Source organism: Rhizobacter sp. J219 (genome assembly GCF_024700055.1).
In the GTDB taxonomy this organism is placed as follows: domain Bacteria; phylum Pseudomonadota; class Gammaproteobacteria; order Burkholderiales; family Burkholderiaceae_C; genus Rhizobacter.
This window is the reverse complement of sequence record NZ_JAJOND010000001.1, coordinates 4421069-4438038: the sequence shown is the minus strand read 5'-3', so window position 1 is coordinate 4438038 and position 16970 is coordinate 4421069. Positions and strand designations below refer to the sequence as shown.

The 16970-nt window shown below is 61.6% G+C and carries 9 protein-coding genes, 2 tRNA genes, 3 rRNA genes and 1 pseudogene; 6 read left to right on the top strand and 9 right to left on the bottom strand.

What is annotated here, in order from left to right:
* Position 1 precedes the first annotated feature (1 nt).
* From LRS03_RS21050 to phhA, 4 genes are all read left to right on the top strand, one after another.
* Positions 2 to 772, top strand: coding sequence for an ABC transporter permease (locus tag LRS03_RS21050; protein ID WP_257827901.1), 771 nt, complete (start codon positions 2 to 4; stop codon positions 770 to 772).
* A gap of 20 nt (positions 773 to 792) precedes the next feature.
* Positions 793 to 1797 carry an ABC transporter substrate-binding protein gene (locus LRS03_RS21045; RefSeq protein ID WP_257827891.1) on the top strand — a complete coding sequence of 335 codons (1005 nt, stop codon included), beginning with the start codon at positions 793 to 795 and terminating at the stop codon, positions 1795 to 1797.
* A 76-nt stretch (positions 1798 to 1873) separates the two neighbouring features.
* Complete coding sequence (locus LRS03_RS21040; RefSeq protein WP_257827890.1) at positions 1874 to 2719, top strand: HDOD domain-containing protein; 846 nt, start codon at positions 1874 to 1876, stop codon at positions 2717 to 2719.
* 72 nt (positions 2720 to 2791) lie between these two features.
* Positions 2792 to 3664, top strand: coding sequence for a phenylalanine 4-monooxygenase (phhA, locus tag LRS03_RS21035; RefSeq protein ID WP_257827889.1), 873 nt, complete (start codon positions 2792 to 2794; stop codon positions 3662 to 3664).
* On the opposite strand, the gene LRS03_RS21030 is transcribed toward phhA, so the two are convergent.
* Genes LRS03_RS21030 through LRS03_RS21020 form a run of 3 tightly spaced genes read right to left on the bottom strand, consistent with a single transcriptional unit; the run spans position 3658 to position 6733 of the window.
* On the bottom strand, positions 3658 to 4554 hold the full coding sequence (locus tag LRS03_RS21030; protein WP_257827888.1) for an esterase/lipase family protein: 897 nt from the start codon (positions 4552 to 4554) through the stop codon (positions 3658 to 3660). The two genes, phhA and LRS03_RS21030, sit on opposite strands and share 7 nt — an antisense overlap.
* Before the next feature lie 44 nt (positions 4555 to 4598).
* Positions 4599 to 6230 (bottom strand): GMC family oxidoreductase, encoded by a 1632-nt coding sequence (locus LRS03_RS21025; protein ID WP_257827887.1) that lies wholly within the window; start codon positions 6228 to 6230, stop codon positions 4599 to 4601.
* On the bottom strand, positions 6227 to 6733 hold the full coding sequence (locus LRS03_RS21020) for a hypothetical protein (RefSeq protein ID WP_257827886.1): 507 nt from the start codon (positions 6731 to 6733) through the stop codon (positions 6227 to 6229). The genes LRS03_RS21025 and LRS03_RS21020 overlap by 4 nt, the downstream gene beginning before the upstream one ends.
* A gap of 84 nt (positions 6734 to 6817) precedes the next feature.
* On the opposite strand from LRS03_RS21020, the gene LRS03_RS21015 reads away from it, so the two are divergent.
* Positions 6818 to 7528, top strand: a complete 711-nt coding sequence (locus tag LRS03_RS21015) for a DUF8198 family protein (RefSeq protein WP_257827885.1) — start codon at positions 6818 to 6820, stop codon at positions 7526 to 7528.
* Positions 7529 to 7584: 56 nt separating this feature from the next.
* Positions 7585 to 9285 carry a long-chain-fatty-acid--CoA ligase gene (locus LRS03_RS21010; RefSeq protein WP_257827884.1) on the top strand — a complete coding sequence of 567 codons (1701 nt, stop codon included), beginning with the start codon at positions 7585 to 7587 and terminating at the stop codon, positions 9283 to 9285.
* Positions 9286 to 9413: 128 nt separating this feature from the next.
* Here LRS03_RS21010 and rrf read toward each other — a convergent pair.
* The 6 genes and pseudogenes from rrf to ptsP form a co-directional block, all read right to left on the bottom strand.
* Positions 9414 to 9526 (bottom strand): 5S ribosomal RNA (rrf, locus tag LRS03_RS21005).
* Positions 9527 to 9678: 152 nt separating this feature from the next.
* Positions 9679 to 12554 (bottom strand): 23S ribosomal RNA (locus LRS03_RS21000).
* A 269-nt stretch (positions 12555 to 12823) separates the two neighbouring features.
* Positions 12824 to 12899, bottom strand: a tRNA-Ala gene (locus tag LRS03_RS20995).
* A gap of 9 nt (positions 12900 to 12908) precedes the next feature.
* A tRNA-Ile gene (locus LRS03_RS20990) sits at positions 12909 to 12985 on the bottom strand.
* Positions 12986 to 13100: 115 nt separating this feature from the next.
* Positions 13101 to 14631: ribosomal RNA gene (locus tag LRS03_RS20985) — 16S ribosomal RNA — on the bottom strand.
* The 16S, 23S and 5S rRNA genes sit together here with 2 tRNA genes alongside, the layout of an rRNA operon.
* A 435-nt stretch (positions 14632 to 15066) precedes the next feature.
* Positions 15067 to 16847: pseudogene (gene ptsP, locus LRS03_RS20980) on the bottom strand (phosphoenolpyruvate--protein phosphotransferase).
* Positions 16848 to 16970 lie beyond the last annotated feature (123 nt).

The following is a 16970-nucleotide window of genomic DNA, read 5'->3' as shown; positions in this document are numbered from 1 at the left end:
GATGCAGCGTGCACTCCCGGTGTTGACGCTGCTGGCGCTCGTCGCCGCCTGGGAGGCGCTGGTGCGGCTGGCCCACATCCCGCACTACACCCTGCCCGCGCCGAGCCTCGTGCTGCAGACGCTCATCGCCAACCTCGGCTCGCTGGCGGCGAGTTGGTGGTTCACGCTCAAGATCACCTTCGGGGCGCTGCTGCTGGCCTGCGCCGGCGGTGTGCTGATCGCGGCGGTGTTCGCGCTGTCGCGGCCGGTGGAGCGGGCGCTGTTCCCGATCGCGGTGGTGCTGCAGGTCACACCCATCGTGGCGGTGGCGCCGCTGATCCTCATCTACGTCGAGAGCACGACCGCGGCACTCCTGCTGTGCGCGTGGATCGTCGCCTTCTTCCCCATCCTCTCCAACACCGTCATCGGACTGCGTGCCGCCGACCCGCAACTGCGCGACCTCTTCCGCCTCTACCGTGCCACGCCGCTGCAGCGCCTGCGCTGGCTCCTGGTGCCGAGCGCCTTGCCCTACTTCGTGGCGGGGCTGAAAATCTCCGGCGGCCTGAGCCTGATCGGCGCGGTCACGGCCGAGATGGTGGCCGGTGCCGCGGGCCGCGAAACAGGGCTCGCGTCGCGCATCCTCGAAGCCAGCTTCCGCACCGAGACGCCCAAGATGTTTGCCGCCCTGCTGCTGCTTGTGCTGACCGGCGTGCTGATTTTCTGGAGCTTCAACGTGCTGTCGCGCGTGCTGCTCGGGCGCTGGCATGCGGTCGAATCTTCCAAGCCCGACTGACCCTTCTTTCTGGAGCCTTCATGCGCACACTCGCTCTCGCCCTTGGCGCCCTCCTCTGCGGCACGGCCCTCGCCCAGGACAAGGTGACCTTCGCGACCAACTGGAAGGCGCAGGCCGCGCACGGCGGCTTCTACCAGGCGGTGGCCGACGGCACCTACAAGAAGTACGGGCTGGACGTGACCATCCAGCAAGGCGGCCCGCAGGTGAACAACCGGCCGCTGCTGCCCGCCGGCCGCATCGACTTCCTGATGACCGGCAACCTGCTGCACAGCTTCGACAACGTGAAGAACGGCGTGCCGACCGTCGTGGTGGCGGCAATGTTCCAGAAGGACCCACAGGCCCTCATCGCCCACCCCGGGCAGGGCTACGAGAATTTCGCCGCGCTGAAGAATGCCCCGGTCGCACTGATCGCGAAAGACGGGCAGTTCAGCTGGTGGCAGTGGCTCAAGGTCACGCACGGCTTCAAGGACGAAGTGCTCAAGCCCTACAACTACAACCTCGGGCCCTTCCTGGCGAACCCGAAGTCCATCCAGCAAGGCTACTCGGTGGCCGAACCGATCTACGTGCAGAACCAGGGCAAGTTCAAGCCGGTGGTGCACCTGCTGGCCGACCACGGGTTCTCGACCTACTCGACGCTGATCGAGGCGCGCACCGAGACCGTCAAGGCCAAGCCGGATCTGGTGCAGCGCTTCGTCGACGCGTCGATCGTCGGGTGGGTGAACTACCTCTACGGCGACCGCAAGGCCGCGGCGGCGCTGATGATGAAAGACAACCCCGAGATGACGGAAGCGGAGATGGAGGCCTCGGTCGCGCTGATGAAGCAGCAGGGCATCGTCGACTCCGGCGAGTCGTTGCAGGGTGGCATCGGTGCGATGAGCCAGGCGCGCATCAACGACTTCCATGCGCAGATGGTGAAGGCGGGGCTCTACAAGGCGGGCGAGGTCGATCTGTCGAAGGTGGCAACGCTGCAGTTCGTGAACAAGAAAGTCGGACTCGACCAGAAGGTCAAACTGGGCGGGCGCTGACCCCATCCGCGCGCAGGCTCAAGCTCGGCCACACGCGGCCGATAACCCAATCAGAAGTACCTCTTGCCAGCCTGACGTGGACACGACCCTCCCCGCCCCGTTCATCACGCAAGCACTGCGTGACCTGGATGCCTGGGTTGCCCACTTTCGCGACGCCGAGATCCCGGTGCTTGGCAGCACGGCCGACGCGCTGGAGGCGATGCGCGCCAACGAGGACGACGTCGACGCCAACCTGATCGGCGAGATGGTCGCCGACGACCCGCTGATGACGCTCAAGGTGCTGGCCTATGCCTCGACGCACCGGCCGCCACGCTTGATCACCGACGTGGAGACCGTCACCGCCGCGGTGGTGATGATGGGCATCTCGCCCTTCTTCGGCAATTTCGGACGTCAACCGGCGATCGAAGACCGCCTCGCCGGCGAGCCCGAAGCCCTGGAAGGGGTGGGTGAGGTGCTGCGGCGTGCCCACCGGGCCGCGCAGTTCGCACTGTCGTTTGCCGTACACCGCATGGACCACGATGCCGCCGTGATCTACGAGGCCACGCTGCTGCACGACTTCGCCGAAATGCTGCTGTGGTGCCACGCGCCCACGCTCGCGCTGCGCATCCGCACCGCGCAGAAGGCCGACCCGACCTTGCGCTCGCACGTCGTCCAGCAACAGGTCCTGAACATCCAGCTTTTCGACCTGCAGCAAGCGCTGATGCGGGCCTGGGCCCTGCCCGAACTGCTGATCCGCATCACCGACGACCGCCACGCCCGTCACCCGTCGGTGCAAAACGTGATGCTCGCCGTGCGCCTGGCGCGCCACAGCGCCGAGAGCTGGGACAACCCGGCGATTCCCGACGACATCGCGGCGCTCTCGCAACTGCTCAACCTGTCGGTGCCGGCCACGCTGCAGTTCGTGCGCGACATCGAAAGCTGAGTCCCGCTCAGGCCGCTTGCCAAAACCGGCCGCACGCGGGAACCTACGCTTCTCTCGTCTGCACGAACCACCATGGCCAACGCTCACAAGGCAGTCAACCAGGGGGTCGCGCCGGTCACCTACGGCACCGGCACACGCCCGCCCCGCGGCGACTACGCCTCCGCCCGCGCCGACTACACCTGCGAACAGCAGTGGTCGCGCTACACCCCCGACGAACACGCGCTCTACGAGCGGCTCTACCAGCGGCAGGCGGCGCAGCTGTCGGGCCTCGCCTGCGAAGAGTTCATCGCCGCCGTGGCGCAGCTCGGCGAACCCCATCGCATTCCGCGCTTCGACGCCTTGTCTGAGCGCCTGCACCGCGCCACCGGCTGGGAGGTGGTGGCCGTGCCGGGGTTGATACCGGAGGAAGCCTTCTTCGCGCTGCTGGCGCAGCGGCGCTTTCCGGTCACGGGGTGGATCCGCAAACCGGAGGAGTTCGACTACGTGGTCGAACCCGATGTCTTCCACGACCTCTTCGGCCACGTGCCACTGCTCTTCAACCCGGTCTTCGCCGACTACATGCAGGCCTATGGCGCCGGCGGCCTGAAGGCAAGCCGGCTGCAGGCCTGCGAGTACCTCGCGCGGCTGTATTGGTACACGGTGGAGTTCGGGCTGATCGCCACACCGCAGGGCCTGCGCGCGTACGGCGCGGGCATCCTCTCGTCGGCCGGCGAGTTGCGGCACAGCGTGCAGAGCACGACCCCGCAACGCCTGGGCTTCGATGTCGAGCGCATCATGCGCACCCGATACCGCATCGACAGCTACCAGTCCACCTACTTCGTGATCACCGGCTTCGAGCAGCTCTTCGAGGCCACCGCGCCCGATTTCACGCCGCTCTACGAGCGGGTGGCGCACGCGGGCGAACTGGCGGCCGAAGCACTTCTCCCGAGCGACAAGGTTTACTGACCGGAGCCGGCGGCGGCCAGCACCGCCTGCAGGATCTGCGGGTGGTCAACCATGTGCACGTGCGCCATGCCGACCAGGTGGCGGTTGTCGGCACCCGGCAGTGTCGCCGTGGAGGCCGGGAACACGACGTTGTCGCAGTGGCTGTAGAAGCAGATGAAGCGCTCAAAGTGCTGCGCCGGCTCCATCGCTTCGAGCGCGCGTTGCCAGTCGGTGCCGAGTGCCATCTCGCGAGCGTTTTGGGTCGTGCCGAAGCGGGCGAGCCAGGTGCCGCGGTGTGGGCTGCCAATGGTGACGATGCGGTGCGCGTGGCCTGCGCCGATGGACGCCGCCCAGGCCCGGATCGCCAGCCCGCCCATGCTGTGACCCACCAGCACGGGGGCCAGGCCGGTGGCCTGTTCGAGGCGACGCACGGCAGCGTCGATGATGGGCGCGTAGTCGCTGATGGTGCCGAACACCGGCTCCAGGTTCACCGCCACGTAGGGCACACCGTGGGCCCGCAGCTGCGGCATCCACCGGTTCCAGAAGCCGCGGTTGCAGACGAAGCCATGCACCAGCACCACGCCGCGGCGGCCAGGTGAGGCCGGCAGGTAGTCGGGCTCGCGCCGGGACCGGAAAGGCTGCTGCCAGCAAAACACCCGCGGCGCCGCCAGCACCTCGGCCCACCAGGCCCGCAGAAGTTGACGCGGCGTCGCCTTGGGGGCCGGGTCGTCGCCATGGACGAACCAGACCAGCACCAGCTCGACGGCGAGGAACACGGTGTAGCCAAACACGATCAGCGCGGCGCCCGCCCACGCCCACACCGGCTCGCCGCGCTGCAGGCACCAGGCGGCCCAGGCGATCGCGGCGGTGAAGAGCCCGAGGGTGATGAACTGCTGGAGCCGAGCGAGCATGCGGCGATGCTAAGCGACCCGGCCCTCCGAACGACCCGGAGGGCCTAAGCGGCCAGACGCACGTCCTGCCCGGTGAGCCGCTTGGCCAACCCGGTGGCCAGGCGGTTGGCGACACCGTAGACCGACAGCTGCGGATTGGCGCCGATGCTGGTGGGGAAGAGCGAGCCGTCGTGCACCGAGAGGTTGGCCAGCTGCCAGTGCGCGCCATCGGGCCCCACGACCCCCTGGCGTTCGGTGCCGGCCATGGCGCAACCGCCCATCACATGCGCGCTCACCACGCGCGTGAGCAGGGGTTTCATCGGCAGTGCCTGGATGGCCTCGCGTGCCTGCGACCACTGGGTGTACTGGCGCGCCATCTGGTGTGCCGGCATGACCTGCCGCGCGCCGGCTGCAAACTGGATCTCGGCCATGCTCAGCAGCGCGCGGCGCGCACCGTCCATCACAAAGTCGTTGAGCGGGTAGTCGAGCACGGGTGAGCCGTCGTCGCGCAGCTGCACGTTGCCACCGGGTGACTCGGCGTGGAAGCCGTCGCGCAGCAGCGCCAGCAAACCTTGGGTGTGCGGAAACTGCCGCAGCAGGTCGGCCTGGGCTTGGCCGTGGCCGGTGAGCGTGGTCGACACGATCACCGGGTGCATCGGCGGGGCCTCGAGCTTGTAGCCCATCGGACCGTCGATCGGGTGGGTGTGCAGGAAATGGTCGGTGTAGAGCGTCTGCGGGGCGCCGTCCCAGGCTTCGATGCGGTCGGCAAAGGTGGCCGACGAAATCACCACCGGGTGCAGGAAGGTGCGCTTGCCCAGCAGGCGATGCGGGTCGGGCACGCCCGAGCGCATCAGCAGCGCCGGGCTGTTGATCGCGCCGCCGGCGACGACGAAATGGCGGGCGACGATGCGTGTCGACGCCGCACCGGCGGTCGGCGTGCCGTTGTCGGACACCGGCGTGCACACCAGCGATTGCACCGAGCCGTGGCCGACCACGAAGGCCTGCGCGCGGGTCTGCACGAGCAGCGTCGCCCCACGGTCGAGGGCTGTGGGGATGGTCGTCACCAGCATCGACTGCTTGGCATTCGTCGGGCACCCCATGCCGCAGGAGCCGAGGTTCCAGCAGCCCTTGACGTTGCGTTCGATGCCGGAAGCCGCGATGCCGAGGCGCGCAGCGCCGGCGCGCAGCACTTCGTTGTTGCGATTCGCCGCCGTCAGCCACGGCGCAATGTGCAGCCGCCGTTCTGCTTGCGCGAACCAGGGCGCCATGGTGGCCTCGCCGTAGTCGAGCAGGCCGAAGTGCTGTTGCCAGTGCTGCAATGTGGCAGCGGGCGTGCGGAAAGAGCTCGTCCAGTTGACCGTGGTGGACCCACCGACGCAGCGGCCCTGCAGGATGTTGATGGCCTTGTCGGCGGTTTTGCGGCCCGCCGACTCCTGGTAGAGGCTCGGGTACGCCTCGCTCTCCAGTTGGCGAAAGTCGCTGCTGCTCTTGAGCGGGCCTTCTTCCACCAGCACGACTTGCAGGCCGGCCTGGGTCAACAGTTCGGCGGTGATGCCGGCACCAGCGCCACTGCCGACGATGGCCACGTCACAGGTGATCTGCGCGGGCAGACGGCCGTGCGTTCCACCGAGCACGCGCCAGCCGCGTTGCAGACCGGCGCGGATCGGGTCGGGAATGTGGGTGCCTGAAGTGCTCATGTGGGACGCGGGCCTGGGTAGCCAAGCAGAGGCCACGCCGAGGCATCGGCGTAGAAGGCCGCGTTGGTGAGTTCGCGCAACGCGTGGTAGGCCTGCTGGCGTGCCGCGATGTCCGAGAGGCGCATGTCGTCGAAAGCGGCGTGCAACTCGGCGATGCTGGCGCCGGGCCAATCGGCGGCGAGACCCGCGAGCAGGCGGCGACCCGGTGCGGTCGCCAGGATTGCTAGCAGCTGCGACAGCTCGGATTGAACTGAGGCCGGAAACGCAACGATCACCCCGTCCAGCCGCCCGAGTTGCGCGTCGAGCGCGGCGCGTCGTTCAGCTCCGGCGGGCGGCAGGCTGCCGTCGAGCACAGCACGGGACACGGCTTCGAAGACCATCCGACCCGCGGCGGTGAGTCGGCCGGAGGCCAGCCCCGGCTGGAACAGCGCAACACCGCCCCCGGCCAGTGCGAGCACCGCGGCAGCGCCTACGCCGAGTTTCAGAAAGCTGCGTCGTTGCATGTCGCGGCGAGTGTTGCATCATTCCTTCACGGCGCCGTAGGGATGCACGACTAGTCGGCGCCATGGGAAACCCGCGCCTGAACGATGTCCACACCCGCCGCCGTGATCCTTGGCCACCTGCAAACCGTTGAACACGAGCGGCGCGTCCGAGCGGCGTCTCCGGCGCTGCACGCGCGCGTGCAGGCGATCAAGTCCTACCAGCAGCGGCGGTTCGCGCACACCTATTCGGACCTGCTGGCGACGCCGCGCTATGGCGCTGCAGCCCGTTTCTTTCTCGACGAACTTTACGGACCCAGCGACTTCAGCCAGCGCGATGCCCAGTTTGCCCGTGTGGTGCCAGCCCTGGTCCGCCTGTTTCCACGTGACGTGGTCGAGACGGTGGGCACACTTGCAGCTCTGCATGCACTGTCAGAGCAGCTCGATTCGGCGATGGCGGGCCAACTGGCAGGTGAGAAAGTGGATGCCGGCACCTACGTGGACGCGTGGCGCGGCACCGGTCGCGCGGCGGAGCGCGCTCGGCAGGTCGCGCTGACGCTGGAGGTCGGCGAAGACCTCGACAGGCTGACGCGCAAGCCGCTGCTGCGCCACAGCCTGCGCATGATGCGCGGGCCCGCCCGCGCGGCGGGTCTGTCGGCTCTGCAGGGTTTCCTGGAAAGCGGATTCGACACATTTCTCGCGATGCGGGGTGCACAAGAGTTTCTCGGCACAGTGAGCGCCCGCGAGCATGCACTGCTCAATGCGCTGTTCGACGCACAAGATGCGGACGGCACCCAAGCGCTAGTGCAACTACCGTAGCCACCCGAGAGCGGCGGCTGGGATCATCCGCGCGGTCAAAACTCGGCGTGAAGAGCATGGAAAAACCCTGGCTGAAGAGTTATCCCCCTGGCGTCCCGACAGAGGTCAATGTCAATCAATACAACTCGCTCGTCGAATTGCTGGAGGAGTCGTACGCCAAATATGGAGAGCGCACCGCGGCCATCTGCATGGAGGCCGGGCTGAAGTTCCGCGACATTGATCGCATGTCGACCGCGCTCGGCGCCTGGCTGCAGGCCAAAGGGCTTCAACCCGGCGCACGCGTCGCCATCATGATGCCCAACGTGCTGCAGTACATGCCGGCGATCGCCGCCATTCTGCGCGGCGGCTTCGTGGTGGTGAACGTCAACCCGCTCTACACCCCGCGCGAACTGGAGCATCAGCTAAAAGACTCCGGCGCCGAAGCGATCTTCATTCTGGAGAATTTCGCCAAGACGCTCGAGCAGGTGATCGACAACACCAAGGTGCGCCATGTAGTGCTCGCCTCGATGGGCGACCTGCTGGGCGCGGCGAAAGGCGCTCTGGTCAATTTCGTCGTCCGCAACGTGAAGAAGATGGTGCCGCCGTTTCGTCTGCCCGTGGGTGACGGGCGCACGGTGACCCGCTTCAATGCGGCAGTGTCCGAAGGTTCACGTCAGACCTTGCAGCGTCCCAAGCTGACGCCGGAGAGTGTGGCGTTCTTGCAATACACCGGCGGGACGACCGGCGTGTCGAAAGGCGCTACGCTCCTTCACCGCAATGTGGTCGCCAACATTCTCCAGTCGGAAGCGTGGTTCCAACCGCGGCTGGCCACGATCGATAGCAACGTTCAGATGGTGGCGGTGTGCGCACTGCCGCTGTATCACATCTTTGCGCTCACGGCGTGCTACATGCTCGGGGCACGGTTGGGCATTCTGAACCTGCTGATTCCAAATCCGCGCGACATCCCCGGCTTCATCGCGACGCTGCGCAAGCATCAGGTTCACATGTTCCCGGCTGTGAACACCTTGTTCAACGCACTGGCGAACCATCCCGACTTTCCGAAGCTCGACTTCTCAGGGTTGAAAATATCTAACGGCGGCGGGATGGCCGTCCAGCAAGCGACTGCGGAGCGTTGGCTCAAGATCACCGGCTGCCCGGTGGTCGAGGGCTATGGGCTTTCGGAGACATCGCCGGTGGCCACCATCAATCGGTTCGACATCACAGGCTTTACTGGGTCCATTGGCCTTCCCGTGCCACTCACCGACATTGCGATCCGTGACGACGAAGGTCGCGATGTGCCGTACGGCGAACCTGGTGAAATTTGCATCCGAGGCCCGCAGGTGATGGCGGGCTACTGGAATCGGCCAGACGAGACAGCGAAAGTCATGACACCCGACGGATTCTTCAAGTCGGGGGACGTTGGCGTGATGGATGCCAACGGCTATACCAAGATCGTCGACCGTAAGAAGGACATGATTTTGGTTTCGGGTTTCAACGTTTACCCGAACGAAATCGAGCAGGTTGTTGGCATGCACCCCGGCGTTTTGGAGTGCGCAGCCATTGGTGTGGCCGACGAGAAATCAGGAGAGGTGGTCAAGTTGTTTGTTGTCCGCAAGGACACGACGCTCACCGAAGACGCCCTATTTGAGTACTGCGCTCAGAACTTCACCGGGTACAAACGGCCGAAGTACATCGAGTTCCGAACTGACCTGCCCAAATCGAACGTGGGCAAGATTTTGAGGCGTGAATTGCGCCCAGTCGCATCGACAACTGCGTGAATTGGCAGTCACGAAGCAAAAGAGCCGCATCAGCGGCTCTTTATTCACGTTTTGCTTGGCCTCACGCCACAAGTACCCACAAAGCAAAAACCCCCCGCCACACTTGTGGCGGGGGTTTTCTATTAATAGCCTGACAATGTCCTACTTTCACACGGGAATCCGCACTATCATCGGCGCTGAGGCGTTTCACTGTCCTGTTCGGGATGGGAAGGAGTGGGACCACCTCGCTATGGTCATCAGGCTTAACCGGTCACTGCTCTGATCAAATCAGAACAGCCAATTTGTAGAGTCGCCTTCAGTTTTCACTGAAGAATCAGCATTTTGATTGCGCATGCTTCATTTAAATTTGAAGACTGGCATAACTGCTTACCCAAAGACATTCGTCAAAATTATAGGGTCAAGCCTCACGAGCAATTAGTACTGGTTAGCTTAACGTATTACTACGCTTCCACACCCAGCCTATCAACGTCCTGGTCTCGAACGACTCTTTAGGGGGCTCAAGGCCCCGGCAAGACTTATCTTAAGACGAGTTTCCCGCTTAGATGCTTTCAGCGGTTATCTCTTCCGCACATAGCTACTCGGCAATGCCACTGGCGTGACAACCGATACACCAGAGGTGCGTCCACTCCGGTCCTCTCGTACTAGGAGCAGGCTCTCTCAATCTTGCAGCGCCCACGGAAGATAGGGACCAAACTGTCTCACGACGTTTTAAACCCAGCTCACGTACCTCTTTAAATGGCGAACAGCCATACCCTTGGGACCGGCTACAGCCCCAGGATGAGATGAGCCGACATCGAGGTGCCAAACACCGCCGTCGATATGAACTCTTGGGCGGTATCAGCCTGTTATCCCCAGAGTACCTTTTATCCGTTGAGCGATGGCCCTTCCATACAGAACCACCGGATCACTTAGTCCTACTTTCGTACCTGCTCGACTTGTCAGTCTCGCAGTCAAGCACGCTTATGCCTATGCACTATCAGCACGATTTCCGACCGTGCCTAGCGTACCTTCGAACTCCTCCGTTACGCTTTGGGAGGAGACCGCCCCAGTCAAACTGCCCACCATACACTGTCCCCAACCCGGATAACGGGCCAAGGTTAGAACCTCAAACACACCAGGGTGGTATTTCAACGTTGGCTCCACGACACCTAGCGGCACCGCTTCAAAGCCTCCCACCTATCCTACACAGATCTGTTCAAAGTCCAATGTAAAGCTACAGTAAAGGTTCATGGGGTCTTTCCGTCTTTCCGCGGGGAGATTGCATCATCACAAACATTTCAACTTCGCTGAGTCTCTGGAGGAGACAGTGTGGCCATCGTTACGCCATTCGTGCAGGTCGGAACTTACCCGACAAGGAATTTCGCTACCTTAGGACCGTTATAGTTACGGCCGCCGTTTACTGGGACTTCAGTCAAGAGCTTGCACCCCATCATTTAATCTTCCAGCACCGGGCAGGCGTCACACCCTATACGTCGACTTTCGTCTTTGCAGAGTGCTGTGTTTTTAATAAACAGTCGCAGCCACCGATTCTCTGCGGCCTCATTGGGCTCCCCCAAGTAAATGGTTCACCTACTAAAGGCACACCTTCTTCCGAAGTTACGGTGTCAATTTGCCGAGTTCCTTCTCCAGAGTTCTCTCAAGCGCCTTAGAATACTCATCTCGCGCACCAGTGTCGGTTTGCGGTACGGTCGTCTGTAGCTGGAGCTTAGTGGCTTTTCCTGGAAGCTGGGTATCACTCACTTCAGCGGCAAGCCGCCTCGTTATCACGCCTCATCTAAACCCTCCGGATTTGCCTAAAGGGTATGACTACACGCTTGAACCGGGACATCCAACACCCGGCTGAGCTAACCTTCTCCGTCCCCACATCGCACTACAGATCGGTACAGGAATATTGACCTGTTTCCCATCAGCTACGCATCTCTGCCTCGCCTTAGGGGCCGACTCACCCTACGCCGATGAACGTTGCGTAGGAAACCTTGCGCTTACGGCGAGGGGGCTTTTCACCCCCTTTAACGCTACTCATGTCAGCATTCGCACTTCTGATACCTCCAGCAGACCTCACGATCCACCTTCACAGGCGTACAGAACGCTCTCCTACCACGCATATTGCTATGCATCCGCAGCTTCGGTAACTGGCTTAGCCCCGTTACATCTTCCGCGCAGGACGACTCGATCAGTGAGCTATTACGCTTTCTTTAAATGATGGCTGCTTCTAAGCCAACATCCTGACTGTTTTAGCCTTCCCACTTCGTTTCCCACTTAGCCAATTTTGGGGACCTTAGCTGGCGGTCTGGGTTGTTTCCCTCTTGTGTCCGGACGTTAGCACCCGGTGCACTGTCTCCCAAGCTGTACTCATCGGTATTCGGAGTTTGCAATGGTTTGGTAAGTCGCCATGACCCCCTAGCCATAACAGTGCTCTACCCCCGATGGTAATACTTGAGGCACTACCTAAATAGTTTTCGGAGAGAACCAGCTATTTCCAAGTTTGTTTAGCCTTTCACCCCTATCCACAGCTCATCCGCTAGTTTTGCAACACTAGTCGGTTCGGACCTCCAGCAGGTGTTACCCTACCTTCATCCTGGCCATGGATAGATCACTTGGTTTCGGGTCTACACCCAGCGACTGAACGCCCTATTCGGACTCGATTTCTCTACGCCTTCCCTATTCGGTTAAGCTTGCCACTGAATGTAAGTCGCTGACCCATTATACAAAAGGTACGCCGTCACCCTTGCGGGCTCCGACTGTTTGTATGCATGCGGTTTCAGGATCTATTTCACTCCCCTCCCGGGGTTCTTTTCGCCTTTCCCTCACGGTACTAGTTCGCTATCGGTCGATTACGAGTATTTAGCCTTGGAGGATGGTCCCCCCATATTCAGACAGGATTACACGTGTCCCGCCCTACTTGTCGCACGCCTAGTTCTACCATCGACTTTTTTCATACGGGGCTATCACCCGCTATGGCCGGACTTTCCATTCCGTTCTGATAAATCAATGGCTAAAACGTGCAGGCTGTTCCAATTTCGCTCGCCACTACTTTCGGAATCTCGGTTGATGTCTATTCCTCGAGCTACTGAGATGTTTCAGTTCACCCGGTTCGCTTCGCATGACTATGAATTCATCATGCGATACCCCTAAGGGTGGGTTTCCCCATTCGGAAATCTCCGGATCAAAGCTAATTTGCCAGCTCCCCGAAGCTTATCGCAGGCTATCACGTCCTTCATCGCCTGTAATCGCCAAGGCATCCACCACATGCACTTAGTCACTTGACCCTATAATTTTGACGCCGCTGCTACGGACGTCGTCAAGGACTGTCTATTGAGTATTACGCGTTATGCCGTCTTCAAATCTCTTGCGAGTTGAAGTTCATTTGACGCAATCAAAATGTTGCTGACGGCACGGAGCGCCATGAAGCGCATTTCCGCCAGCAACGCTGATTTCGACTCTACAAATTGTTAAAGAACAACAGCCGATTCTTTCGAATCACTGACTCAAGCAACCACGACGGACGCTTGAGTCAGCGATGAGTATCGTTGTGAATTGGTGGAGGATGACGGGATCGAACCGACGACCCCCTGCTTGCAAAGCAGGTGCTCTCCCAGCTGAGCTAATCCCCCAATAAAGATTGGTGGGTCTGGTTGGATTCGAACCAACGACCCCCGCCTTATCAAGACGGTGCTCTAACCGACTGAGCTACAGACCCAACGCGATTCTTGTGAAGCGCGACGATCCGAGCCATACGGGCCGGCTCACATTTCACACTGTTGTAAACGACAGCCGATAAGCGTGGGCGCAAGAATTTGAGCGCTATTTTCCAGAAAGGAGGTGATCCAGCCGCACCTTCCGATACGGCTACCTTGTTACGACTTCACCCCAGTCACGAACCCTGCCGTGGTAATCGCCCTCCTTGCGGTTAGGCTAACTACTTCTGGCAGAACCCGCTCCCATGGTGTGACGGGCGGTGTGTACAAGACCCGGGAACGTATTCACCGCGGCAAGCTGATCCGCGATTACTAGCGATTCCGACTTCACGCAGTCGAGTTGCAGACTGCGATCCGGACTACGACCGGTTTTCTGAGATTAGCTCCCCCTCGCGGGTTGGCAGCCCTCTGTACCGGCCATTGTATGACGTGTGTAGCCCTACCCATAAGGGCCATGATGACCTGACGTCATCCCCACCTTCCTCCGGTTTGTCACCGGCAGTCTCATTAGAGTGCCCTTGCGTAGCAACTAATGATAAGGGTTGCGCTCGTTGCGGGACTTAACCCAACATCTCACGACACGAGCTGACGACGGCCATGCAGCACCTGTGTCCAGGCTCTCTTTCGAGCACTCCCAAATCTCTTCAGGATTCCTGGCATGTCAAGGGTAGGTAAGGTTTTTCGCGTTGCATCGAATTAAACCACATCATCCACCGCTTGTGCGGGTCCCCGTCAATTCCTTTGAGTTTCAACCTTGCGGCCGTACTCCCCAGGCGGTCAACTTCACGCGTTAGCTTCGTTACTGAACAGCAAGCCGTCCAACAACCAGTTGACATCGTTTAGGGCGTGGACTACCAGGGTATCTAATCCTGTTTGCTCCCCACGCTTTCGTGCATGAGCGTCAGTGCAGGCCCAGGGGATTGCCTTCGCCATCGGTGTTCCTCCGCATATCTACGCATTTCACTGCTACACGCGGAATTCCATCCCCCTCTGCCGCACTCTAGCCATGCAGTCACAAATGCAGTTCCCAGGTTGAGCCCGGGGATTTCACATCTGTCTTGCATAGCCGCCTGCGCACGCTTTACGCCCAGTAATTCCGATTAACGCTTGCACCCTACGTATTACCGCGGCTGCTGGCACGTAGTTAGCCGGTGCTTATTCTTCAGGTACCGTCATTAGTCCAATTTATTAGATTAGACCGTTTCTTCCCTGACAAAAGCGGTTTACAACCCGAAGGCCTTCTTCCCGCACGCGGCATGGCTGGATCAGGGTTGCCCCCATTGTCCAAAATTCCCCACTGCTGCCTCCCGTAGGAGTCTGGGCCGTGTCTCAGTCCCAGTGTGGCTGGTCGTCCTCTCAGACCAGCTACAGATCGTCGCCTTGGTAGGCTTTTACCCCACCAACAAGCTAATCTGCCATCGGCCGCTCCAATAGCGCGAGGTCTTGCGATCCCCCGCTTTCACCCGTAGGTCGTATGCGGTATTAATCCGGCTTTCGCCGGGCTATCCCCCACTACTGGGCACGTTCCGATGTATTACTCACCCGTTCGCCACTCGCCACCAGGATTGCTCCCGTGCTGCCGTTCGACTTGCATGTGTAAGGCATGCCGCCAGCGTTCAATCTGAGCCAGGATCAAACTCTTCAGTTCGATCTTGAATGTTTGCTCAAAGAATTGAAGTGAACTTCACTTCTATGAGCGTTTAAGGTCCAGTAGACCTCGAGTCTTGCGACTCTTGGCACTCGCCTTCAAACGCCCACACTTATCGGCTGTATGTTTTTAAAGAACCCGCAGACTTTCGTTTGCGTTGCTGAGTTTATTTCAGCAGAGCCTGCGATTTTGACATGCTTTTTAAAACCCTGTCAACCACTAAGCTATTTTGCTTTCAATGCTTTCGTCGCGTTTGCGACTTCTTGCGTTGTTAGCGGAGCCTGTGATTATGACGCGTTTTGATTGCCGCCGTCAACTACTTGCTCTTTTTTCTTCTCGCCACCAACGCTTGTTTGCAAGCCCTCAGTGATGAGCGAAGACCGCGACTGTAGCACTCATTTCGAGCGGGGCGCAAGTCTTGGCCTAAGTTTTTGCTCAGAGGGGGTCGAACTGGGCCGACTTTGCGAAAAGGGTCGAACACGCAGATTCGGGATCTTCGCTCGCGAGAATGGTTAAGAGATGGGGCGCCAGTCGCCTCGTATCAGCACGCAGGACGCGTTGCTTCACCGCGGCGATTTGCGAAGGGTGCATAGAGAAGCTTCGCAACCCCATGGCCAGAAGAAGTTCTGTGAAAGCTGGATCTCCAGCCATCTCGCCACAGACGCTCACGCCCTTGCCAGCAGCGCGTGCGCTGGAGATCGTCTTGGCGATGAGCTGCAACACGGCCGGGTGCCACGGGTCATAGAGATGGGCAACCGCCTCATCGGCTCTGTCAATGGCAAGCGTGTATTGAATGAGGTCGTTGGTGCCCACGCTCACGAAATCGAAGTGCGGCAGCAAGGTCGACAGCGCCAGTGCCGCGGCAGGCACTTCGATCATCGCGCCAACCTCCACGTCGCCGTGGGGCCGGCCCGCATCGGCCAATTGCTGCTTCGCTCGCGCAATCGCTTCGAGCGCCATGCGTACCTCACTGAGGTGCGCGACCATCGGAATCAGCAGCCGCACCTTGCCGAACGCCCCCGCGCGCAGGATCGCGCGCAGCTGCTGCCGGAACATTCCCGGCTCCGACAGACTCCAGCGGATGGCCCGCAGCCCAAGCGCAGGGTTCAGCGCATGCTCGTGGCGCAGCTCGGCTGGCTCAGCCGGTCCAGCGGCTTGTCCGCCCCGATGTCAACGGTGCGGATGGTCACGGGCAGGCCCTTCATCGCTTCCACCGCAGAGCGATAGGCCTCGAACTGCTCCTCTTCCCCGGGCAACTCGCCATTGCGGTTCATGAAGAGGAATTCGCTGCGGAACAGGCCCACCCCCACCGCCCCTGCTTCCAGCGCGGCGGGCGCGTCTCCAGGCAGCTCGATGTTGGCCTGCAACTCGACCCGCTCGCCGTCAAGCGTGACGGCCGGGGTGTGGCGCAGACGGGCGAGCCGGTCACGTTCGAGACCGCTTTGGCGCTGGCGGAATCTGTACTCCTCCAACAGCAGCGGCGACGGGTCGACCACCACGATGCCGCTGTCACCATCGATCACCACCCAGTCGTCCTGCCGGATGATGTGGCTGGCCTCACGTGCCCCGACCACCGCCGGGATGTCCATGCTGCGCGCCACGATGGCCGTGTGGGAGGTCCGCCCGCCGACATCGGTGATGAAACCGGTGAAGACACTGCGCTTGAACTGCAGCATGTCAGCCGGCGCGATGTCGTTGGCGACCAGCACGAGCGGGTCCTCCCCCGCGAAATCCCGCGGCCCGACGCCAGGCGCGGGCGTGTGGTTCCCAGTCGCCCCCCGCGCCAGAGCCCGCAGCAGCCGCTCGACCACCTGCTCCAGATCGGCCTTGCGCTCGCGCAGGTAGTCGTCTTCCATGTCGTCGAACTGGCGCGCGATCACCTCCAGCTGGGCCGAGAGCGCCCATTCGGCGTTGTAGTGCCGCTCCTGGATCCACTGCTTGGTGGCATCCGCAAGGGTTTCGTCGTGCAGCAGCAGCAGGTGGACATCCAGCAGCGCAGACAACTCCCCCGGCGCATCGGCGGGCAGGTCGCGCTTCAGGTTGCTGAGTTCCTCGGCCACCTCGTCGCGGGCCGCGCGCAGCCGTTCGATTTCGGCGGAGATCTGCGCCTCGTCGATGAAATAGTGCGCCACGTCGACGCGGCTCGAAGCCACCAGCACCGCGCGGCCGATGGCCACGCCGCGCGAGACGGGCAATCCAAAGACCTGAAAGCTCATGCGAACCATCCTAGCAGCGCCATTCGCATGACCCCCTTGGGGCCGACCCGCGAGCCTGTCATGGCCGCGTCATGACGGCTTCATGACGGCGTCACGCCACTCCGGAACCATGCTCGCAGTTTC

Bases quoted from the DNA above. Each gene is read 5' to 3' on its own strand.
- LRS03_RS21050 (WP_257827901.1), top strand. From the start codon at position 2: ATGCAGCGTGCACTCCCGGTGTTGACGCTGCTGGCGCTCGTCGCCGCC.
- LRS03_RS21045 (WP_257827891.1), top strand. From the start codon at position 793: ATGCGCACACTCGCTCTCGCCCTTGGCGCCCTCCTCTGCGGCACGGCC.
- phhA (WP_257827889.1), top strand. From the start codon at position 2,792: ATGGCCAACGCTCACAAGGCAGTCAACCAGGGGGTCGCGCCGGTCACC.
- LRS03_RS21030 (WP_257827888.1), bottom strand. From the start codon at position 4,554: ATGCTCGCTCGGCTCCAGCAGTTCATCACCCTCGGGCTCTTCACCGCC.
- LRS03_RS21025 (WP_257827887.1), bottom strand. From the start codon at position 6,230: ATGAGCACTTCAGGCACCCACATTCCCGACCCGATCCGCGCCGGTCTG.
- LRS03_RS21020 (WP_257827886.1), bottom strand. From the start codon at position 6,733: ATGCAACGACGCAGCTTTCTGAAACTCGGCGTAGGCGCTGCCGCGGTG.
- LRS03_RS21015 (WP_257827885.1), top strand. From the start codon at position 6,818: ATGTCCACACCCGCCGCCGTGATCCTTGGCCACCTGCAAACCGTTGAA.
- LRS03_RS21010 (WP_257827884.1), top strand. From the start codon at position 7,585: ATGGAAAAACCCTGGCTGAAGAGTTATCCCCCTGGCGTCCCGACAGAG.